8 protein-coding genes are annotated in these 20,516 nt (G+C 74.6%); 3 read left to right on the top strand and 5 right to left on the bottom strand.

What is annotated here, in order from left to right:
• Window positions 1–19 precede the first annotated feature (19 nt).
• From ABT247_RS15065 to ABT247_RS15055, 3 genes are all read right to left on the bottom strand, one after another.
• A complete protein-coding gene (locus tag ABT247_RS15065) occupies window positions 20–1,714 on the bottom strand; it encodes a phytoene desaturase family protein (protein WP_350742788.1) in 1,695 nt (564 codons plus the stop codon).
• Window positions 1,701–10,946 carry a non-ribosomal peptide synthetase/type I polyketide synthase gene (locus ABT247_RS15060; protein WP_350742786.1) on the bottom strand — a complete coding sequence of 3,082 codons (9,246 nt, stop codon included), beginning with the start codon at window positions 10,944–10,946 and terminating at the stop codon, window positions 1,701–1,703. The genes ABT247_RS15065 and ABT247_RS15060 overlap by 14 nt, the downstream gene beginning before the upstream one ends.
• A gap of 785 nt (window positions 10,947–11,731) precedes the next feature.
• Window positions 11,732–13,183, bottom strand: a complete 1,452-nt coding sequence (locus ABT247_RS15055; RefSeq protein ID WP_350742784.1) for a helix-turn-helix domain-containing protein — start codon at window positions 13,181–13,183, stop codon at window positions 11,732–11,734.
• Window positions 13,184–13,511: 328 nt separating this feature from the next.
• On the opposite strand from ABT247_RS15055, the gene ABT247_RS15050 reads away from it, so the two are divergent.
• Window positions 13,512–16,724: a M28 family peptidase gene (locus ABT247_RS15050; protein ID WP_350742782.1), complete on the top strand. Its 3,213-nt coding sequence runs from the start codon at window positions 13,512–13,514 to the stop codon at window positions 16,722–16,724.
• A 133-nt stretch (window positions 16,725–16,857) separates the two neighbouring features.
• On the opposite strand, the gene ABT247_RS15045 is transcribed toward ABT247_RS15050, so the two are convergent.
• A complete protein-coding gene (locus ABT247_RS15045) occupies window positions 16,858–17,628 on the bottom strand; it encodes a hypothetical protein (protein WP_350742779.1) in 771 nt (256 codons plus the stop codon).
• Between the two features lie 119 nt (window positions 17,629–17,747).
• A complete protein-coding gene (locus ABT247_RS15040; protein ID WP_350742777.1) occupies window positions 17,748–18,398 on the bottom strand; it encodes a hypothetical protein in 651 nt (216 codons plus the stop codon).
• 192 nt (window positions 18,399–18,590) lie between these two features.
• Between ABT247_RS15040 and ABT247_RS15035 the strand changes: the two genes are divergently transcribed.
• Window positions 18,591–19,832, top strand: coding sequence for a cytochrome P450 (locus ABT247_RS15035; RefSeq protein WP_350742775.1), 1,242 nt, complete (start codon window positions 18,591–18,593; stop codon window positions 19,830–19,832).
• A 132-nt stretch (window positions 19,833–19,964) separates the two neighbouring features.
• Window positions 19,965–20,486: a carboxymuconolactone decarboxylase family protein gene (locus ABT247_RS15030; RefSeq protein ID WP_350742773.1), complete on the top strand. Its 522-nt coding sequence runs from the start codon at window positions 19,965–19,967 to the stop codon at window positions 20,484–20,486.
• Window positions 20,487–20,516 lie beyond the last annotated feature (30 nt).

The raw sequence follows: 20,516 nt of genomic DNA, 5'->3' as shown, positions 1-20,516 counted from the left end.
CGGCTGCCGCTCGTCCCCGTCATTCCGGCCCTCCGACGGCCAGCCGGCCCGCGGTGGCCCGGTCGAGTTGCGGCAGGCGGCCCCACTTGCCCGCGTGCCAGGGTTCCTGGTTGTCGCTGGGCCGGGCCCGGAAGGGCCGGCCGAGTTCCCGGCAGAGGTACTGGGCGGCGTACCGGCCGCTGGTGGCGGCCCGGATGAGGCCGCCGAGCGAGGTCCACTGCCCGGCCATGGAGAAGCCCTTGAGGCCCGGCAGTCGCATCCGGTCCCGGTTGACCAGGCGGTTGGCGGCGTCCTCGGCCTCCGAGAAGGCCTGCCAGGCGAGGATGCTGCCGTAGGTGTTGCCGGTGAACCGCTCGGTGGTCACCGGCGAGGCGACGTCGACCAGTTCGATCCGCCCGGCGAGCCCCGGGTGGGTCCGCGCCAGGAACTCCCGGACGAACGAGGCGACTTCCTGCTTGCGGGCCCGGTAGGCCCGGCGGTCGCGCACGCGCAGCTCCTTCCAGGAGCGGTAGTCGCTGAAGTAGGTGCAGTGCAGCACCGACTTGCCCGGTGGGGCGAAGCCCTCCGCGTACTGGGAGCGCAGTTGCACCACCAGGCTGTGCTGGAGCGAGCCGGGGAGCCGGGCGCCCTGCTCGGGCGGGAGCAGGTAGGTGGTGCTGTGCGGTTCACCGGCCGGCAGCGGGCCGTCGACGCCGACGAAGGCGGACACCACGGCCGGGTAGAGGTTGCCGGGCTTGTCAAGGAGCTCGCCGTACAGCCGGTCGGTGGCGGGGCTGGAGTAGCGGCCGCCGAGCAGCCGGTCGAGGACCGTCGGGCCGTCGCAGGCGGCCACCACGTGATCGGCGAAGTGCCGTGATCCGTCGCGCAGTTCGACGCCCACGGCGCGGCCGTCCTCGACCAGGATCCGGTCCACCCGGCAGCGGTAGCCGATCACCCCGCCGAGCGCGGTGTACCGCTCCTCCACCGAGCGGGCCAGCCCCAGCGAGCCGCCCTGGGGGAAGCCCGCGTTGCCGGTGTGCGCGGCGGCCAGGGTGTACAGGTACGGCAGCAGCGGGAACCCGGCCGGCTCCTGGAGGAACATGTTCGGGAAGGCCCGGCGCAGCAGCGGATCCTGGAAGCGCTCCGCGAAGCCGCTCATCGGGGTGGTCGCGGTGCGCCAGAACAGCCGGAAGGCGGGCAGGACGGCGCGCAGGGTGCGCAGCCGTTCGGCCGCCGTGCGCAGCGGCGGCGGGGTGAGGTCCCAGGGCAGGTCGATCGCGGCGAAGCGGCGCAGGTCCTTGCAGAAGGCCCGGATCGGCGCGGCGTCGCCGGGGGCGAGGGCCAGCAGGTGGGCCTCGAGCCGGTCCGGGTCGGTGTGGAAGGTGACGGACCGGCCGTGCTCGTCGACGACCCGGTTGAAGGTGTCGAAGTGCGCCACCGACTTGCCGTCCAGCGCGCCGAGCTCCCGCCAGACCTGGTGGGCGCCGGTGCCCTCGGCGGTGCCGATCAGCCAGTCGATGCAGTAGTCGAAGAGGTAGCCGTGCCGGGACCACGCGGTGCAGCAGCCGCCGGGGAGGACGTGCTTCTCGAAGATCCGCGTCTCCAGTCCGCTCATCTGGGCGTAGCAGCCGGTGGCGAGGCCGGCCAGGCCGGCCCCGATCACGATCACCCGGGGCGGGCCGCCGTCGGCCCGCTCCCTGGCGGACCAGTCCGGCCCGCGGTCAGCCGCGGCCATCGGCGGTGCCTCCGGCCAGGATGGCGCCCGCGAGTTCGGCGTTTCGGGCGGCGAACCCGCCGTCGAGCATCTCGGCGTGGCTGCCGTGCCCGGCGTACACGGCGGTGCCGGTGGTGGAGGCGCCGTGCCAGGACCCGCTCTCGCCGCCGGCGTGGACGCCGAGGCGGTCGCGCTCGCAGACCACGTCGAGCTGGGCCCTCACCGTGCCCGTGTTGGGGGTCCGGCTGCAGAACTCCAGGTAGTCCCGGGCCTGTTCCAGGGTCTCCTGGGCGACGATCCGCGAGCCGGTGTGCCGGTGCAGGTGCTCGCGCAGTTCCCGTTCGAAGACGGCCACGTGCTCCTCGCCCAGGTCGAAGGCCTCCACGGTCCGGTAGGCGTCCACCAGCAGGACCGAGGCGACGGTGCGGCCGCGCCGTTCCAGTTCCTTGGCCACCTCGAAGGCGAGGTTGCCGCCGAGCGAGTAGCCGAGCAGGACGTACGGTCCCGGGGCGTGCAGCGCCTCGACCAGGTCCGCGTAGCGGGCGGTCTTGTCGTCGCCGGTGAGGTAGTTGAACGCGGCGAACCGGTGTTCGGGGAGGTGCGCGGCCAGCTGCCGGTAGACCAGGCCGTGGCCGCCCGCCGGCGGGAAGCAGAAGACCGTGCGCGTCTCGGGCGCCCCGGGGTTGAACCACAGGTAGGGCTCGCCGCCGGCCACCTCGCCGGTGATGATCTGCTCGACGGTGCGGGCCATGCCGTGCAGGGTGGTGACCTTGAACAGCAGGCTGACCGGGATGCTGATGTTGAACTCGGTCTGCAGGTGGTGGATCAGCTCGATCAGCCGGATCGAGCTGCCGCCGAGCTCGAAGAAGTCGTGCTGGAGTCCGACGTCCTCCAGGCCCAGCAGGTTCTTCCAGTGCTCGGCGACGCTGAGCTCGTAGAGGGTGACGGGGGGTTCGTGCCGCTCGCCGCCGGTGTCGGCCTCGGGCTCGGGCAGGGCGGCGAGGTCGACCTTGCCGTTCGGGGTGAGCGGCAGGGCCGGCAGTTCGGTGAGGTAGGAGGGGATCATCACGGTGGGCAGGTGCTCGGCGAGGTGGCGGCGCAGTTCACGGCGGTCCAGTCGGACGCCCTCGGCGGCCACCAGGTAGGCGACCAGCACGGACTCGCCCGAGGCGTCCGGCCGGACCGCCACGCAGGCCTGGGCGAGTTCGGGCAGCGCCGTGAGGTGGGCCTCGATCTCCCCGGGCTCGATCCGGTGGCCGCGCACCTTGACCTGGTTGTCGATCCGGCCGAGCAGGTGCGCGGTGCCGGCGGTGTCCCAGTGGCCGAGGTCACCGGTGCGGTAGAGCCGCAGCGGGGTGCCGTCGAAGTCGAGGGTGACGAAGCGCCGTTCGGTCTGCTCCGGGTCGTTCGGGTAGCCGGCGGCCACGCCGGCGCCGCCGATCCACAGTTCGCCGGGGACTCCGGCCGGGACGGGCTCGCCGTACCGGTCGAGGACGTACAGCGCGCTGTTCGGGAAGGGCCGGCCGATCGGGACCATCCGGCCCGGTTCCAGTTCCTCGGCGGTGCCCTCGTAGTAGCTGCTGTCGACGGTGGCCTCGGTCAGGCCGTAGGAGTTGACCAGCCTGGTCCGCGGCCCGCACAGCGCGTGCAGCCGCCGGTGCTCGGCGGCCTTCCAGGAGTCGGATCCGACGACCAGCAGCCGCAGGAAGTCCAGCCGCAGGTCCTCGCGCTCGCAGTGGGCCAGCAGGGCGCGGGCCACCGCGGGCACGAACTCGCCGCAGTCCACCGCCTCGTCCCGCATCACCCGGTACAGCCGGCCGGTGTCGAAGAGCAGGTCGCGGTCGACCAGGACGAGCGTGCCGCCGGTGCCGAGCGCCCGGGCGAGGTCTCCGGAGAACACGTCGAAGGCGGTGCCGGCCATCTGCAGGTGCACCCGCACCTCGGTGTCCAGCCGGTACTCCTGCCGCCAGCCGGCCGTGACCGCGGCCAGGTTGCGGTGGTCGACCCGGACGGCCTTCGGGCGCCCGGTGGAGCCCGAGGTGTGGATCACGTACGCCGCCCGGTCCGGGTCCGCGGCGGGCAGCGGCCCGGTGGCGGTGGCCGGCCGGTCCAGCTCCTCCAGGGTGACCAGCGGGGCGGGCAGTTCGGCGGCCGGCGGGCGGTGCTCGTCCACCACGACCAGGGCCGCCCCGGCGTCGGCCACCTGGTAGGCGAGCCGGTCGGCCGGGTGCCCGGGGTCGAGCGGCAGGTAGGCGGCGCCGGCCCGCCAGATCGCCAGCAGGGTGGTGATCAGCTCGGGCGACTTGTCCAGGCAGACCGCGACCACCGATCCCTCGCCGACACCCAGTTCGCCCAGCCGGGCTGCGGTCCGCTGGGAGTTCCGGTCGAGTTCGCCGTAGGTCAGCCGCCGGACGCCGCCCCGGCCTGGGGCTGCCACCGCGACGGCCTCGGGGTGCTCGGCGGCGGCCTTGGCGATCAGCTCGGGCACCGGCACGGGGTGGTCGACGCGCCGGTCGGCGCCGCTGAAGTCGGTGAGGATCCGGCGGCGTTCGGCGTCGTCCAGCATCCGCAGCCGGCCGACCGGCTCGCGCTCGGCGGCCCGCGTCATGGCGTCCAGCAGGTTGCGGTAGTGGGCGGCCAGCCGCTGGACGGTCGCGGGCTCGAAGAGGTCGGAGTTGTACTTGAAGACGCAGTGGAAGCAGCCGTCCACGCGGTCCTCGTAGGCGGACAGGGTGAGGTCGAACTGGCCCTCCTCCTCCGGGAGTTCGATGTACTCCAGGCGGTACCCGAATCGCTCCACGGCGACCTTGTGGGTGAGCAGGATGAACATCGCCTGGAACACCGCGGAGCGGCTCGGGTCGTGCTGCAGCCCCAGCTGCTCGACCAGCAGCGGGAACGGGTACTCCTGGTTGTCGAGGCCGCCGAGCACGCTCTCCCGCACCCGGGCCAGCAGCTCGGCCACCGTGGGCTCGCCGGCCAGGCTCACGTGCAGCGGCAGCGGGTTGACGAAGTAGCCGTAGACGGAGGCGAACTCCTCCCGGGTGCGGCCGGTGACGGGGCTGCCGACCACGATGTCCGGCTGCCCGGACCACCGGTGCAGCAGCAGGTAGTAGGCGCTGAGCAGCACCATGAACGGGGTGGCGCCGTGGGCGCGGGCCAGCTCGTGGACCCGGGCGGTCAGCTCGGCGTCCAGTTGGAAGAACTCGGAGGCGCCGTTGTGGGTCTGCACCGGCGGGCGCGGCTTGTCGGTGGGCAGCGCCAGCACCGGGATCTCGGCCGGCAGGTGCCCGCGCCAGTAGTCGAGCATCCGCTGCGCCTGCGGCCCGGCCAGGAAGCGGTTCTGGTGGTTGAGGAAGTCCAGGTAGCGCGCGGCCACCGGGGGCAGTTCGGGGGTGAGGCCCCGGCGCAGCGCCTCGTAGACCTCGAACAGCTCCTCGATGAAGGTGAAGGTGGAGATCGCGTCGGAGACGATGTGGTGGACGGCCTTCATCAGCACCCAGCGGTCCGGCCCGCGCCGGAACAGCCGCAGCCGCACCAGCTGGTCCTCGGCGAGGTCGTACGGGCGCCGGTACTCCTGGACGATCAGCTCGTGGATCTCCTCCCAGGGGCGGCCCTCGACGTCGAACAGGCCGGTGTCGGGGACGACTTCGGCGCGGATCCGCTGGACGGGCCGCCCCTCCTCGGCGGTGAAGGCGGCGCGCAGCCCGGGGTGCCGGTCGACCAGGAGGGCGAAGGCCGCGAACACCAGGTCGGGGTCGAGTTCGGCCCGCACCTCGACGGCGCCGCCGATGTTGTACGCGAAGCCGTCCGGGTGCAGCTGGCGCAGGAACCACAGCGCCTGCTGGTTGTGGGTGAGCGGGTACCGGGTCTCGTCGGTGTGGACCTCGATCTCTGCCTGCTCCGGGCCGCCCTCGGCGGCCAGCCGTTCGGCAAGGCCCTCGGTGAGCAGGTCCACCAGGTCGGCGACGGTGCCGTTGCTGAGCAGCGCCACCACCGGGAGGGCGACGCCGAGTTCGCCGTGCACCCGGGCCCGCAGCTCCATCGCGAGCAGCGAGTCGAGGCCGTGGGCGCCGAGTCTGGTGTCCTCGGCGATCCGTTCGGTGCCGGTGCGCAGCACGGCCGCGGCGGCCGCGGTGAACCGCTCGGCGACCAGCTGCCGGCGGGCCTGGGGGTCGGCCGCGCGGTACGCGTCCAGGAAGCCGCCGGTCTCGGCCGGGGCCTGCTCGGCGGCGCTCGCCGCGAGGTCGGCGACCAGCGGCGGCGGGGCGGGGTACCAGGCGAGGAAGGTCGGCCAGTCGACGACGGTGGCGACCAGCAGCTGGGCCCGGTCCTGCCCGAGGACGCGCTCCAGCACGGCCGTTCCGGCCTCCGGGGGCAGCGAGCTCATGCCGCGGGCGTCGCGGTAGTGGGCGACCAGGCCGAGCTCCTCGATCATGCCGGTGGCCCAGGGGCCCCAGTCGAGGCTGAGCGCGGGCAGGCCGTCGGCCCGGCGGTGGTGGGCCAGCGCGTCCAGGAAGGCGTTCCCGGCCGCGTAGTTGGTCTGTCCGGCGGTGGTGAGCAGCGAGGCGACGGAGGCGAACAGCACGAAGTGGTCGAGCGGTTCGGCGGCCAGCAGCCGGTGCAGCAGGTGGCCGCCGACGACCTTGGGGCTGTAGCCGGCGTCGAAGGCCGGGCGGTCCATCTGGGCGAGCAGGGTGTCCCGGACCTGCCCGGCGAGGTGGAACACCCCGCGGATCGGCGGGAGTTCGCGCCTGCGGTAGTCGGCGAGCCAGGCGGCGAGGGCGGCTTCGTGGGTGACGTCCACCGGGGCGAGCAGCGGTTCGGCGCCGAGCGCCTCGAGTTCGCGCAGGAAGGCGATCCGCTCGCCGGCGGGGCTCGCCGGGTCGACGGCCTGCCACTCGGTCCGCTCCGGCAGGGCGGTGCGGCCGACCAGGACCAGCCGCCGGGCGCCGCGCTTGACCAGGGTGCGGCAGAGCAGCCGGCCGAGGGCCCCGAAGGCCCCGGTGACCAGGTAGCTGCCGTCGGGGCGCAGGACCGGCGGCAGCGGACGGGTGAGGCCCTCGGCGCGGCGCAGCCGGCTGGTGAGCCGGCCGCCGCCGCGCAGGGCGATCTCCTGCTCGCCGCCGGCGGTGAGTTCGGCGAGCAGCGCCTCGGCCTGGTCGGTGGCCGGGGCGGCCGGGTCGAGGTCGATCAGGCTGCCGCGCTGGGCGACGAGTTCCTGCTGCCACAGCACCCGGCCGATGCCCCAGGCGGGGGCGCCGAGCGGTTCGACCCGGTCGTGCGGCGCGGCGGCCTGGGTGCCCCGGGTGACGATGTGCAGCCGGCCGTCCGGGCGGGCGGCGGGCAGGGCCTGGGCGAGGGTGATCAGCGAGTAGGCGCCGAGGGTGGCGAGCCGGTCCAGCTGCCCGGCTTCGACGGCGTCCAGGGCGGGCAGGTCGAGGTTCCACAGGTGGACGACCGTCCGGTACGCCGGGTCCAGTTCGGCGAACAGCCGCTGGAGGTCCTCGGCGGAGTCGGGCCGCACCGTCGCCTCGCCGTCGCCCAGCCGGTAGGAGGCGCCGGGGCGGACGAGGTGGCAGCGGGTGCCGCGTTCGGCGGCGAGGGCCGCCAGCCGTTCGGCGAGGCCGCCGTCGTCCGCGAACAGCAGCAGGTCGCCGGTGGGGTGGTCGGCCGCGGCCGCGGGGGCCTCGGTCCAGGCGAGTTCGGTGAGCCAGCCGTCGATGGTGGCCAGGCCCACCGAGCCCGAGGCCCGGGCGACGTCGGCGACCCGGAAGCCGGTGATCCGGCCGAGCGGGGTGCCGTCCTCGCCGTAGAGGGCGAGGTCGCCGACGAGTTCCTCGGCGTCCTCCCGGACGACGGTGGCGTGCGCCCACAGCGGCCGGGCACCGGCCTCGTCGAGCCGGACCTCCTCGATCGAGACGGGCAGGCGGACGCTGCCGTCCTCGGGGGCGTGCAGCCGGGTGGTCAGCAGGGTCTGGAAGCAGGCGTCCAGGAGGACCGGGTGCAGGTGGTGGTCGGCCGCACCGGGCCCGAGCTGCGGCGTGGGGCGGATCAGGGCGAGCGCCTCCCCGGGGCCGGCCCAGACCTCGGCGATGGCCTGGAAGGCGGGCCCGTAGTGGTAGCCGCGCTCGGCGAGGCGCCGGTAGCAGTCCGGGCCGTCGAGCCGCTGCCCCCGGGCGCGGAGCGCGTCGAGGTCCGGTGCCGGCCGGTGGGCGCGGCGCTGGCCGGTGCGGACCCGGCCGCTCGCGTGCACGGCGGGCTCGCCGCCGGGCGGGGTGGAGGCGATGGTGAAGCGGGCGTCCTCGGGCGCGTAGCCGAACTGGACGGGCACCGGCTCGGACTCGGAGAGGAACAGCGCCCGGCTCAGCTCGACCTCGGCCAGCACCACCTCGGTGCCGCCGGTGAGCGCCCGGACGGCCTGGGCGGCCATCTCCAGGTACCCGGCGGCCGGGAAGACGACCTGCCCGTCGATCCGGTGGTCGTCCAGGTAGGGCAGCCGCTCCGGGTCGAGCGCGGTGGTCCAGTTGGGCTGGGCGCTCGCGGTGCGGCGGCCGAGCAGCGGGTGGTCGACCCGCCCGAGCCGGACCTGCTCCACCGGCCGGGGCTCGACCCAGTACCGGTCGCGCCGCCACGGATAGCCGGGCAGCGGCACCGGGCGCCCCGCCGGGTGCAGCGCGTCCCAGCTGAACTCGACTCCCAGGGTGTGCAGTTCGGCCAGGGTGCGGGCGAGGCGCTCGGGCTCGTCCTGCTGGCGGCGGATCGAGGGCAGGGTGTGCGCCTGCTCGGCGCACTCGCGGATCGCGTGCCCGAGCACCGGGTGCGGGCCGATCTCCAGGAAGAGCCGGTGGCCGTCCTCGGCCATCCGCTCGACGGCGGACCGGAACCGGACCGGGTTGCGGACGTTGCGCCACCAGTACTCGCCGTCCAGCTCCGGGCCCCGGGCGAGCCCTTCGGCGGCGGTCAGGTAGAGCGGCAGCTGCGCCTCGCGCGGCTTGATCCCGGCGAGCGCGGTGACCAGCTCGTCCCGGATCGGGTCCATCCGCACGCTGTGGTAGGGGACTTCGACGTCCAGCAGGCGGGCGAACACGCCCTGCTGGTCGAGCTCCCCGGCGAGTTCGCGCAGGGCCTCGGTGTCCCCCGCGAGGGTCACGGCGGAGGGGCTGTTGACGGCGCCGAGCGAGATCCGGTCGGCGTACGGGCGGATCCGCCGCTCGGCCTCGGCCTCCGGCAGGCCGACCGCGAGCATCGAGCCCGTGCCGGCCAGGCGCTGCTGGAGCCCGCTGCGGGCGAGCACCACCCGGACGGCGTCGGGCAGGTCGTACACCCCGGCCTCGTGGAAGGCGGCGACCTCGCCGGTGCTGTGCCCGACCACCGCGTCCGGTACCAGGCCGTGGCTGCGCCAGAGTGCCGAGATTCCCACCTGGAGCGCGAAGTTGGCGGGCTGGGCGAGCCAGGTCTCGGCCATCCGGGAGTCGGCCTCGTCGCGGCCCAGTTCCTCCAGCAGTGACCAGCCGGCCTGCTCGCGGATCTCCCGGTCGACCGCCCGGACGGCCTCGCGGTAGACCGGCTCGCTCTCGTAGAGCCCGCGGCCCATCCCCCACCACTGCGGGCCCATGCCGGTGAACACCCAGGCCAGCCGCCGCTGCCGGCGTTCCAGGGCGCTGCCCCGGACGACCCGGGGGTGGGCCTCGCCGCGCTCGCAGGCGGCCAGTGCCTCGTCGAGGTCCTGCGGCCCGGAGTGGACCACGGCGAGCCGCTCGGACAGGTGCTGGCGGCGGTGGGCCAGGGTGTGGCCGAGGTCGGTGAGCGCCGTTCCGGCGGCGAGTTCCGCGCGGAGGGCTCCGGCCAGTTCGGGCAGGCCGGCGGCGTCCCGGGTGCTCAGCGGCAGCACCGTGACGGCCGGCCGCGGCGTCCCGGCGGCGGCCGGGGCGGGCGGCGGCGGCTCCTCCAGCAGCACGTGGGCGTTGGTGCCGCCGAAGCCGAAGGAGTTGACGCCCGCGCGGGCCGGGCCCTCGTGCTCGGGCCAGTCGACGGCTGCGGTCGGGATCTCGAAGGGCAGCGCGGCCAGGTCGATGCCGGGGTTGGGCCGCTCCAGGTTGAGGTGCGGCGGGATGCGGCGGTGCTCGAGGGCCAGCGCGGTCTTGATCAGCCCGGCGACGCCGGCGGCGGCCTCGGTGTGCCCGATGTTGGTCTTGACCGAGCCGACGTAGCAGCGGTCGCCGAAGCGGCGGCCGAGGCCCAGCACCCGGCCGAGCGCGGCGGCCTCGATCGGGTCGCCGACCGGGGTGGAGGTGCCGTGCGCCTCGACGTACTGCAGGCTGCCGGGCAGCACCCCGGCCTCGGCGCAGACCCGCTCGATCAGGGCGACCTGGGCGTCCGCGCTGGGGACGGTGATGCCGTTGGTGCGGCCGTCCTGGTTGACGCCGCTGCCGAGGATCACGGCGTGCACCGGGTCGCCGTCGCGCAGGGCGTCGGAGAGCCGCTTGAGCACCACCACGCCGACGCCCTCGGCGCGGACGTAGCCGTCGGCGGAGGCGTCGAAGGCGCGGGAGCGGCCGTCCGCGGAGAGGAAGCCGCCCTTGGTCTCGGCGATCGTGTACTGCGGGGCCATGTGCAGCAACGCGCCGCCCGCCAGGGCGAGTTCGGTCTCGCCGCGGAGCAGGCTCTGGCAGGCCAGGTGGACGGCGACCAGCGAGGAGCTGCAGGCGGTGTCGATCGAGACGCTGGGGCCGCGGAAGTCGAAGCAGTGCGAGATCCGGTTCGACACCATGGTCATCATGGTGCCGGTGGCGGTGTGCGCGGCGATGGTGGCGAAGTCGAGGTCGGCGAACTGCAGGATCTTCCAGTCCAGGGTGAAGGCGCCCATGTAGACGCCGACGTCGCGCCCGGCCAACTCGCCGGGGCGCAGTCCGCCGTCCTCCAGCGCCTCCCAGCTGACCTCCAGGAGCTTGCGCTGCTGCGGGTCCATGTGCTCGGCCTCGCGCGGGCTGATGCCGAAGAAGGCCGGGTCGAAGGTGTCGAAGCCGTCGATGTAACCGCCCCGGCCGCCGATCAGCCGCCCCGGCTTGGCGCGGTCCCGGCTGCCCAGGGTGCGGGTGTCGTACCGGTCGGCGGGGGTGTCGGTGAGGCAGTCCCGACCCTCGATCAGGTTCCGCCAGTAGGTCCGGTGGTCGTTGGCGTGGCCCGGCAGGCGGCAGCCGATCCCGGTGATCGCGATCCGGTCGCTGGGCACGGCGAAGGGCGAGGTGGTCATGGTCCAATCCGGGGTCGGTGGCGGGACGGCGCGGGTGGCTGGGGCGGCTTCTCGGGCCGGGGGTCAGGCGGGCCGCTCGGCAGCCCTGGTCGGGCGCCTTGGATGCGGCGGGGTGGCGGGGAGCTCACCGCTGGTCGGGAGCACGGCCGGGGCGCGGCCGAGCCGACCGGGGTGGACGACGATGTCGGTGGGGACGGAATACCCATGTACCGGAATGAGTAATCCGACCACGAACACTGAATACGCCGAGAAGCCGATCGGAGACGCCCGGAGTTGGAGCCGTGAGCGCGCGGCGGGGGTGCCGGAGAAATCATTCACACCCTTGTCCCCGCAATTCCCGGGGCGGTCGCCGAACGGCCCAGCCGACCGGGCCTCCGCCGCTGGCGGCGGCACCGGGCGGACCAACCCGAGGGGGTCGACGCGCGGCGCCGGGGAGCGGACCGGGCCGGGCGCCCGGTGCAAGCGCGGCGAGGTGACGACCGCACGCCGCATCCCTCCGGGGCGGAAGCGGACGGGTGAGCCGGCGTGCGATGACGGACAGCACGCGCCCCCTTGTTCTTCGCTGACAAACGACTGGAAACGCCAGAGACTCTAGCGGGAGCCGAACGCCGGGGCAGTCATTCGACGTGTTAACGCCATAAATGACTCGATCGGCGGACGGTCCGCGCACGAAGTTGACGCCGGATCGGCGCGACGGGGGCGCATTCGAGGGCGAACCATCGGAACCCGGCGCGAGGCGCACCCAGCCGGGGACCGGACGCCGTCACGCGCCCGACCGAACGGGGTCAGCGCCCGACCAGCTCCGCCAGCAGGTGGGCGGCCTGCGGGGCGTGCGCCGCCAGCCGGGCGCGCAGGGCGCGCAGCTCGTACCCGACCAGCGCGGGCAGGGCGGTGGCCGCGGCGGACTCCAGGGCGGGCCCGAGGAGTTCGACGGCCGCGCCCGGGTCGTGGGCGCAGACGTGGCAGTCGGCCGCGCGCACGGTGAACAGCAGCCGGCTGGACGGCAGCTGGCCCGGGCCGAGCAGTCCGAGCGCCGTCTCGGTGGCGGCCAGCGCCCGGCGGGCCAGCCCCGGGTCGTCCACGGCGGCGGAGAGGTCGCGCAGGGCGGCGGCCGCGGCGGACTCGACCCGCAGCCGCATCGAGGCGATGGACAGCCAGGGCACGTCCGCCTCGTCCCGCTCGTCCATCCGGTCCAGGTGCGCCCGGGCCAGGTCGATCTGCCGGAGGGTGGTCCGGACGTCCCCGGTCAGGGCGTGGGCGCGGGCCCGGCTGATCCGGCCCATCGCCCCGGCCCAGTGCCGCCCGGGGGCGGCCCGGTCGATCGCCCGGGCGTAGCCCAGCGCGGCGGCCGGATCGCCGTCCAACCGGGCCAGGATGCTCAGGTCGCTGAGCGTGCCGACCAGGGTCGGCTGGTCGGCGGCCAGTTCGGCCCAGCTGAGCGCGCGGTCGAAGCAGGCCATCGCGGTGGCGTTGCGGCCGCCCTGCATCCGCAACGCCCCGGCGGCGTGGGCGTGTTCCGCGGCCAGCCGGGCGAGCGGCCGGCGCTGGGCGTCGGACGCGGTGGCCAGCCGGGCGAGCACCGCGTGCAGGGTGCGCTCGACGGCGGCGGTCAGGCCCGGCAGCCCCCCGGTCTCGCCGGAGCGCAGCTGGGCGGCGAGCAGGCCGGTCAGGGCGTGGACGGTGGCGGCGTCCAGCGGTGACGGGCCGGCCGGCTCGGCACTGGTGGCGGCGTCGCAGAACTCCGCATGGAGAGACGCGAGTTCGTCGCTCTCCGGGACCTGGCAGCCGTCGGCTCCGTGCAGCGGGCAGAGCAGTCCGTAGTCGGGCAGCCGGGCCGGTGCGGGGACGGCGGCCGGAGCGTGGAGCGGCCCGGTCGGCGCCCCGCCCGGCAGCGGCGGCCGGACGAGGCCGGGCGGGAAGGGCGCGCGCAGCGGCTGGTCGGCGGCCTCGGCGCGCACGCAGGCGGACCGCAGATCCCCGCCGGCATCGAGCAGTTCGTCCATCCGGTCGGCGGTCCTGGGGGTGACCCGCCGGGCACCGTGCTCGATCTTGCTGACCGCGGTGTGGTCGTAGCCGATCCCCGCACCGAGTTGCGCCTGGGTGAGCCCGGCCCGGCGCCGCCAGTGCCGTAGCCGAGCGCCGAACTCCCGCCAGGGGTCGGGGTCGTGGGCGCCGAACGGTTCCGGCGCACCGCTCTCCGCCGACAGCGCGGCCGAGTCCGAACGGTTCCGGTGCACGGCTGCCTCCCGGGAGACAGGCCCTGGCGCGGGGCCCTGCGACGAGTCCGACGTTGAGGACGGTACTCGATGGCGCTCGTCCCGTACATGACGTGGTCTCAACCACTGGGAGAAACGCCCAGCTCGCCGGTGACCGGCACCTGCGGCTTGACGGAATTTGCCAAGGCCTTGCCCGCCCTGCACCAGCCATTGACCCGGGCATGACGCCATGTGAGGGTTCGGGCACCCGAGCGCGGACGGCCCGCCCGGCCGCCCCCCGGACGCGGCCTGCGGTGCGCCACCAGCCGAGCCGTCCGCGGTCGAGGACCCCCACACCCGAGGAGCCTCGATGCAACGCAGAGTTTCCCCAGGACGGTTGCTCACCGCGGCGACCACCCTGACCGTACTGGCCGGCCTGGTCGTCACGACCGCGGGACCGGCCGGCGCCGCCCCCGCGCCCTCCCCCACCCCCGCGCCGCCGAGCGCCCTGGCCGCCGCCGTCGGCGCCGCCGACGCCGCGACCGCGGCCGGACTCGACGCGCTCGCCAAGGGCCCCGACGAGACCTACGAGCGCCGCTCCGTCACCCCCTGGCTCGGCGGCCTCTACTCCGTCTCCTACGAGCGCAGCTACCGCGGCCTCCCGGTGGTCGGCGGCGACGCGGTCGTCCTCGCCGACGGACGGGGCAAGGTCCGCGCCCTGCAGTCCGCCGCCCCCGGCCCGGTCGGCGGCTCGACGACCCCGCAGGTCAGCGCCGTCGACGCGGAGCGGACCGCGCGGACCAGGCTGCCCGTGGTGGACACCGTGGAATCCCGCCGCCTCGTCGTCCGGGTCAAGGCCGGTACGAGCCGGCTCGCCTGGGAAACGGTGCTGACCGGACGCACCGACCGCGCGCCGAGCCGGCTGCACGTCTTCGTCGACGCCGCCACCGGCGAGGTGGTCGACAGCTACGACGACGTCCGGGCCGGCAGCCTCAACAGCAAGTGGAACGGCCCCGGACCGCTCACCATCAACACCACCGACTCCGGTGGCACGTACACGCTGCGCGACCCCGGCCGCCCCGGGCTGAGCTGCTCCGACTACGGCACCGGGCAGGTGTTCAGCAAGTCCTCCGACTCCTGGGGCACCGGCAGCCCGTCCAGCAAGGAGACCGGCTGCGGCGACGCCATGTGGGCGGCCCAGCAGGAGTGGAACATGCTCCGCGACTGGCTCGGCCGCAACGGGCACGACGGCAACGGCGGCAGCTGGCCGGTCAAGGTCGGCCTCAACGACGTCAACGCCTACTGGGACGGCAGCTCCGTCTCCATCGGGCACAACCAGAGCGGCGAGTGGATCGCCGCCCAGGACGTCGTCGGCCACGAGTTCGGCCACGGCATCGACCAGTACACCCCCGGCGGCGCCGACAACGAGAACGGCCTCGGCGAGGGCACCGGCGACATCTTCGGCGCGCTCACCAAGGAGTACGTCAACCAGCCCGCGCCCTACGACTACCCCGACTACCAGGTCGGCCGCGAGGTCAACCTGGTCGGGCAGGGCCCGATCCGCAGCCTCTACCAGCCGTCCCGGGTCAACAACGACCCGGACTGCTACTCCTCCGCCATCCCCAGCACCGAGGTCCACGCGGCGGCCGGCCCGCTGAACCACTGGTTCTACCTGCTGGCGATGGGCTCCAACCCGGGCGGCGGCAAGCCCACCAGCCCGACCTGCAACGGCTCCTCCGTCACGGGCATCGGCGTCAAGCAGGCCGGCCAGGTCTTCTACGGCGGCATGCTGCTCAAGACCAGCGGCATGACCTACAAGCGCTACCGCACCACCACCCTCACCGCGGCCAAGAACCTCGACCCGACCTGCACCTTCTACAACCGGACCAAGGCCGCCTGGGACGCCGTCAACCTGCCCGCCCAGGCCGGCGACCCGACCTGCACGCCCTCCGGCACCAACGACTTCTCGCTCGCGCTCGGCCCGGCCTCCGGCTCCGTCCAGCCCGGCGCCTCGACCACCGCGACGGTCGCCACCTCCGTCACCTCGGGCACCGCGCAGACCGTCACCCTGAGCGCCTCGGGGGCCCCGACCGGAGTCACCGCGACGATCACCCCCGCCTCCGTGCAGGCGGGTTCGTCCGCCACGCTGACCCTCTCGGCCTCCTCCGGCGCTCCGGCCGGAACGTACGTGATCACCGTCACCGGGACCGCCGGCGCGGCCACCCACACCGCCCAGTACACCCTCACCGTCGGCGGCGGGGGCACCCCGGGCGGTCCGGCACCCGACATCGACGTGGCCAAGGTCCAGGCCCACCTGGCCCAGTTGAACACCATCGCCGACCAGAACGGCGGCAACCGCCGGGCCGGCAGCGCCGGGCACAGCCAGTCGGTGGCGTACCTCAAGGCCAAGCTGCAGGCCGCGGGCTACACCGTCAGCCAGCAGACCTGCACCTCCTGCACCTACCAGTCCGACAACCTGATCGCCGACTGGCCCGGCGGCCCGTCCGACCAGGTCACGATGTTCGGCGCCCACCTGGACAGCGTCCCGGCCGGCCCCGGCATCAACGACAACGGCTCCGGCTCGGCCGTCCTGCTGGAGAACGCGCTCGTGCTCGCCCAGCAGAACCCGAGCCTCACCCGGCACGTCCGGTTCGCCTGGTGGACCGGCGAGGAGCAGGGCCTCCAGGGCTCCCAGTCCTACGTCGGCCGGCTGAGCTCCACCCAGCGCTCGGCGATCAAGGCCTACTACAACTTCGACATGGTCGGCTCCCCCAACGCCGGCTACTTCATCAACAACCTCTCCTCCGCGGCCTCCGCCCCGATGAAGGCCTACTGGGACTCGCTCAACCTCCAACCGGAGGAGAACGTCGAGGGCCAGGGCCGCTCGGACGACTACTCCTTCCAGCAGGCCGGCATCCCGACCTCCGGCTACGCCGCCGGCGCGGACGCCGTGAAGACCTCCGCCCAGGCCGCCAAGTGGGGCGGCACCGCGGGGCGTTCGTACGACTCCTGCTACCACCAGTCCTGCGACACCACCGCCAACATCGACCCGACCGCGCTGAACCGCGCCGCCGACGGCGTGGCCTACACCCTCTGGAAGACCTCGGTCGGCGGCACCACGCCCGCCAACGACTTCTCCCTCTCGGTGAACCCGGCCACCGCCACCGTCAAGCCCGGCGGCTCCGCCACCGCCACCGTCGCCACGGCGACCACCTCCGGCTCGGCCCAGACGGTCAACCTGACCACCACCGGCACCCCGGCCGGGGTCACGGTCGCCTTCAGCCCCTCCTCGGTGCAGTCCGGCGGCTCGGCCACGATGACCGTCACCACCGCGGCGAACACCGCGGCCGGCACCTACGGCATCACCGTCACGGGCACCGGCTCGGCCACCCACACCACCGCCTTCACGCTGGTCGTGGGCAACGGGAACCCGGACCCCGGCGGCACCTGGACGCCCGGCACCACGTACCGGGCGGGCGACCAGGTGACCTACGACGGCGTCACCTACCGCTGCATCCAGGGCCACACCGCCCAGGTCGGCTGGGAACCGCCGATCGTCCCGGCACTGTGGCAGCGGGTGTGACCGGCGGGTGCCGACCGCCGGTCCCGACCGGCACCCGGTGAACCGGCTGCGCCGCGGTCCGTCGAGGGGACGGACCGCGGCGCAGCCGCGTGCGGGCGGGCGCGGTGCAGCCTCGGGCACTGCGGGCAGGCGCTCACCCGGGGTGGAAGCTCACCCGGACATCGGCGTCCAACGGCAGGACGAGGACGCTGCCGGAGTCCCAGGTCCATTCGCGGGGAATGAGGATCATCCGCGGACCGTACTGCGCCAGCAGCCGGAACCCGTGGTAGCGGTAGTGGAAGCGCTGTCCCGGCCCGGCGTCGTCCAGCCGCGACTCGCGCACCGCCGGCCAGGCCAGGTAGAGGCGCTCCGTGGTGTCGACGACCATCGCCGGGCGCTGGTACAGCCGCGTGCTCAGTCGGCGTGCGTCGCCGGTTCCCTTCACGTGGGCGTACGCGGTCGCCGCCCAGAACGAGCAGAGGACGACGATCGCCACGACCACCGCGACGGCGGCGCGCTCGCCGGGCAGCGGGTAGCGGCTGCGCGTGACGTGCACGAACAGCGCCCTGGCCAGGACGGCCAGCAGCAGGGCGCCGCCGATCAGCAGCGGCGCCGCGCCCTGGCCCAGATCGACCACCTCGAACCCGGCGAGGAAGCCGAGGAGCAGCAACGGGAGGGCCGTCGCGGCGAGCACCGGACAGACCGTGCGGACCCACCGGGTGGCGCCCCGCCTGCTCGCGAGGTGGAAGGCCAGCGCCATCAGCAGCATCCCGAACAGCAGGCACCCGACCGGCAGGTACAGCGCCGGGGAGCCGCGGAGCAGCAGGTCCGGCGTCCCGAAGCCGAGCGTGGCGACGTCCAGGCCGAAGTAGTGGTAGAAGGAGTCGGTGTAGGCGAAGCCCAGGAAGAAGACCAGCGCGGTCACGAAGGTGGTCGGGCCGATGACCGAGGTCAGGAAGCCGGCCCAGTTGAACCGGGGCTCCGCCGGGCGCGGCGCGTCGGCGCGCCACCCCGCCTCGTCACCGGCCGGAGTCCCCGTCCCGCTCAGGAGGGGCTCCCGCTCGGGGCGCCGGTGCCGCCCGTGGGAACCCCCGTACCGCCCGTCGGGACCTGGGTGCCGCCGGTGCCGCCGTCCGTCGGCGCCCCGGTGCCCTGGATCGTTCCGTCCGCCCTGAACGACCTGGTCTCGCCGTCGATGGTCACGTTCAGGCAGAGCGGCCGGGGGCCGGCGGTGCTGGTGGCCAGGGTGAACTGCTGCGGCTGACTGGTGCCGTTGGTGACGGTGACCGTCGCGCTGCGCGGGGTCGCGGGCTTCGCCCCCTTCGTGCAGTCGGTGACGTCGCTGAGGGTCGCCGTGAAGGTCCGGGTGGACGTGGTCGACAGGGTGACCTGGGCGAAGTCGCCGCTGCCGGCGGCGGACGCCGACACGTTGCCCGCGTCCGCGAACCCCCCGCCTCCTCCGTGCTCCCTGGTCCGGACGTCCTGGGTCTCGCCTCCGCCCTGGCCGCCACCACCGCCACCACCACCACCGCTCGTGCCCTCGGCGGTGCCGCTCTGCGGGACGGTCGGGACACCGGTGGGGCCGGAGGCGCCTCCCCCGCCGGAACAGCCCGCGAGTCCGGAGAGGAGCAACGCGGCCGCCAGCCAGCGGCCCGCTCGGGCCGTTCCGCGTCCGAAGTGCCGTGTACCGGGCATGTGTTCTCCCATTCGCGCGGCGAACCGGGGCCGGTCGGCCCGGTGGCACGGTAGCCGTTCGCACACGGTGCGGCGGGGCACCGCGCAGGCCTCCGGCCGGCCCACCACCCGTTCGACGCAACCCCCGCGGGCGCGGGACTGGCATAGGGTCGAGCCGACGCCCCATCAGCAGAGCGCAGGAGAAGAGGACCCGTGAGCACGCAAGCGCAGCCCGTCCCCGAGCTGGCGGCGGACGTCGTCGAGCAGTGGCGGGCCGGGGAGGCCCAGTTGGTCGACCTGCTGGCCCGCGCCCGGCGCCGGGTCGGCGGCGTCGCCGCCTTCCGGCTCGGCCCCACCCCCACGGTGCTGGTGACCGACCCGGCCGCGGTGCAGCACGTGCTCGGCCGCCACCCCGACCGCTACGTCAAGCGCTCGCACCGGGCCCGGATGCTCGTCGGCGACGGCGTGCTCTCCGCGACCGGCGACGCCTGGAAGCGTCAACGGCGGCTGCTGCAGGCTCAGTTCACCGGTCCGGGAATGCGCCGCTACGAGCAGCGGATCGCCGCCGCCGCGCGCCGGACCGCGGAGCGCTGGGAGGGGTACCGGCGCAGCGGGGAGACCTTCGACGTGGCCGAGGAGATGCGCGGCTTCGCCCTGGACACCGTCTGGCGGGCGCTCACCGGTCGGCCGTTGGACGACCGTACGGACGGCGAGCTGCGGGCGGTGGAACGGGTGGTGGCCGCCATGCCGACCCTGCCGACCGATGCGGCGGACGCGCGGGACGCGGTCGCCGCGGACCTCGCCCGGATCGACGCCGTCGCCCAGGCGGCGATCGAGGCCGCGCGCTCGGCCGACGGCTCCGGGGAGGCGGACGGCGTGCTGCGGACGCTGGTCGGCGCGGCCGCCCGGCACCCCGAGTACACCGACCGGTTGATCCGCGACGAGCTGGTCACCCTGCTGGTCGCCGGTCACGAGACCACCGCCACCACGCTCACCTGGCTGTTCCTGCTGCTCGACGACAGCCCGGCCGCCCGCGGCGCCGACCCGCAGGCGCTGGTGAGCGAGACCCTCAGGCTCTACCCCTCCGCCTGGCTGCTCCCCCGGCACGCCGTGGAGGACGACGTGATCGGCGGACACCGGATCGCCGCGGGAACGGACGTGCTGGTCTGCCCGTACCTCACCCACCGCGACCCGGAGCTGTGGCCCGACCCGGAGCGCTTCGACCCGACGCGCTTCGCCCCCGGCGCGGAGCACGGCCGCCGGCTGGGCGCCTACCTGCCCTTCGGCCTGGGCGCCCGCGCCTGCCTCGGCGCCCAGTTCGCCCTACGGGAGACCACGGCGCTGCTCGAACTGCTGCTCCCGCTCGGGCGGTTGGAGTTCCGCTCCCGGCCGACCGGCGCCGCCTACAGCATCACGGTACGCCCGGACGGGCCGACACCGGCCGTGCTGCGCTGAGCGCGGCCCCGGGGGGCGGGGCGGAGTGGGTGGAAAAAAAGATCCGCGGAGGTCGTCACACATGCGCGTCGGGATCCGTCGGATCGGTGAAGGCGCCGATCACCGGTGCCGATCACTCGAGAGGAACCGACCATGACCACCCGCGCGACCACCGGCCGTTCGATCACCGCCGAGATCCCGCTACGCCCCCGCCTCGCCACCGACCCCGGGGAGCTCGTCCCCGAGCTCGCCGAGGTGTCGGCCGCGCTGTTCAAGGCCGTCGGCAATCGCTCGGTGTCCCGCAGCACCATCAGCCTGATCCAGCTCCGGGCCGGCCAGATCGCCGGCAGCACCTACCTGACCGTCCTGCACACCGGCTTCCTGCGCAAGGCCGGCGAGTCCGAGGAGCGCATCGCCTCGGTCGCCGGCTGGCACGACTCCCCGTACTTCACCGCACCCGAGCGCGCCGCGCTCGCTCTCGTCGAGGCCGTGCTCCAGCCCAACCCGCACGGCGAGCGCGTCCCGGACGAGCTGTACGCCGAGGTCGCCGAGCACTACGACGACAAGGCGCTCGCGACCCTCGCCATCGCCATCGGCCAGGTGAACTTCTTCACCGCCATCGCGCTCATCGCCAAGCCCGTCCCCGGCCGTTCGTTCAGCGACCCCTGGGCCTGACCCACCACCCCGCCACCCCGGCCCGCCGAG

This window comes from Kitasatospora sp. NPDC001539 (assembly GCF_040298565.1).
Classification (GTDB): Bacteria; Actinomycetota; Actinomycetes; order Streptomycetales; family Streptomycetaceae; genus Kitasatospora.
This window is presented reverse-complemented; position numbering and strand designations above follow the sequence as displayed.

Excerpts from the sequence above, each read along its gene's own strand:
- ABT247_RS15050 (WP_350742782.1), top strand. The coding sequence starts at position 13,512 with ATGCAACGCAGAGTTTCCCCAGGACGGTTGCTCACCGCGGCGACCACC.
- ABT247_RS15060 (WP_350742786.1), bottom strand. The coding sequence starts at position 10,946 with ATGACCACCTCGCCCTTCGCCGTGCCCAGCGACCGGATCGCGATCACC.
- ABT247_RS15065 (WP_350742788.1), bottom strand. The coding sequence starts at position 1,714 with ATGGCCGCGGCTGACCGCGGGCCGGACTGGTCCGCCAGGGAGCGGGCC.
- ABT247_RS15040 (WP_350742777.1), bottom strand. The coding sequence starts at position 18,398 with ATGCCCGGTACACGGCACTTCGGACGCGGAACGGCCCGAGCGGGCCGC.
- ABT247_RS15030 (WP_350742773.1), top strand. The coding sequence starts at position 19,965 with ATGACCACCCGCGCGACCACCGGCCGTTCGATCACCGCCGAGATCCCG.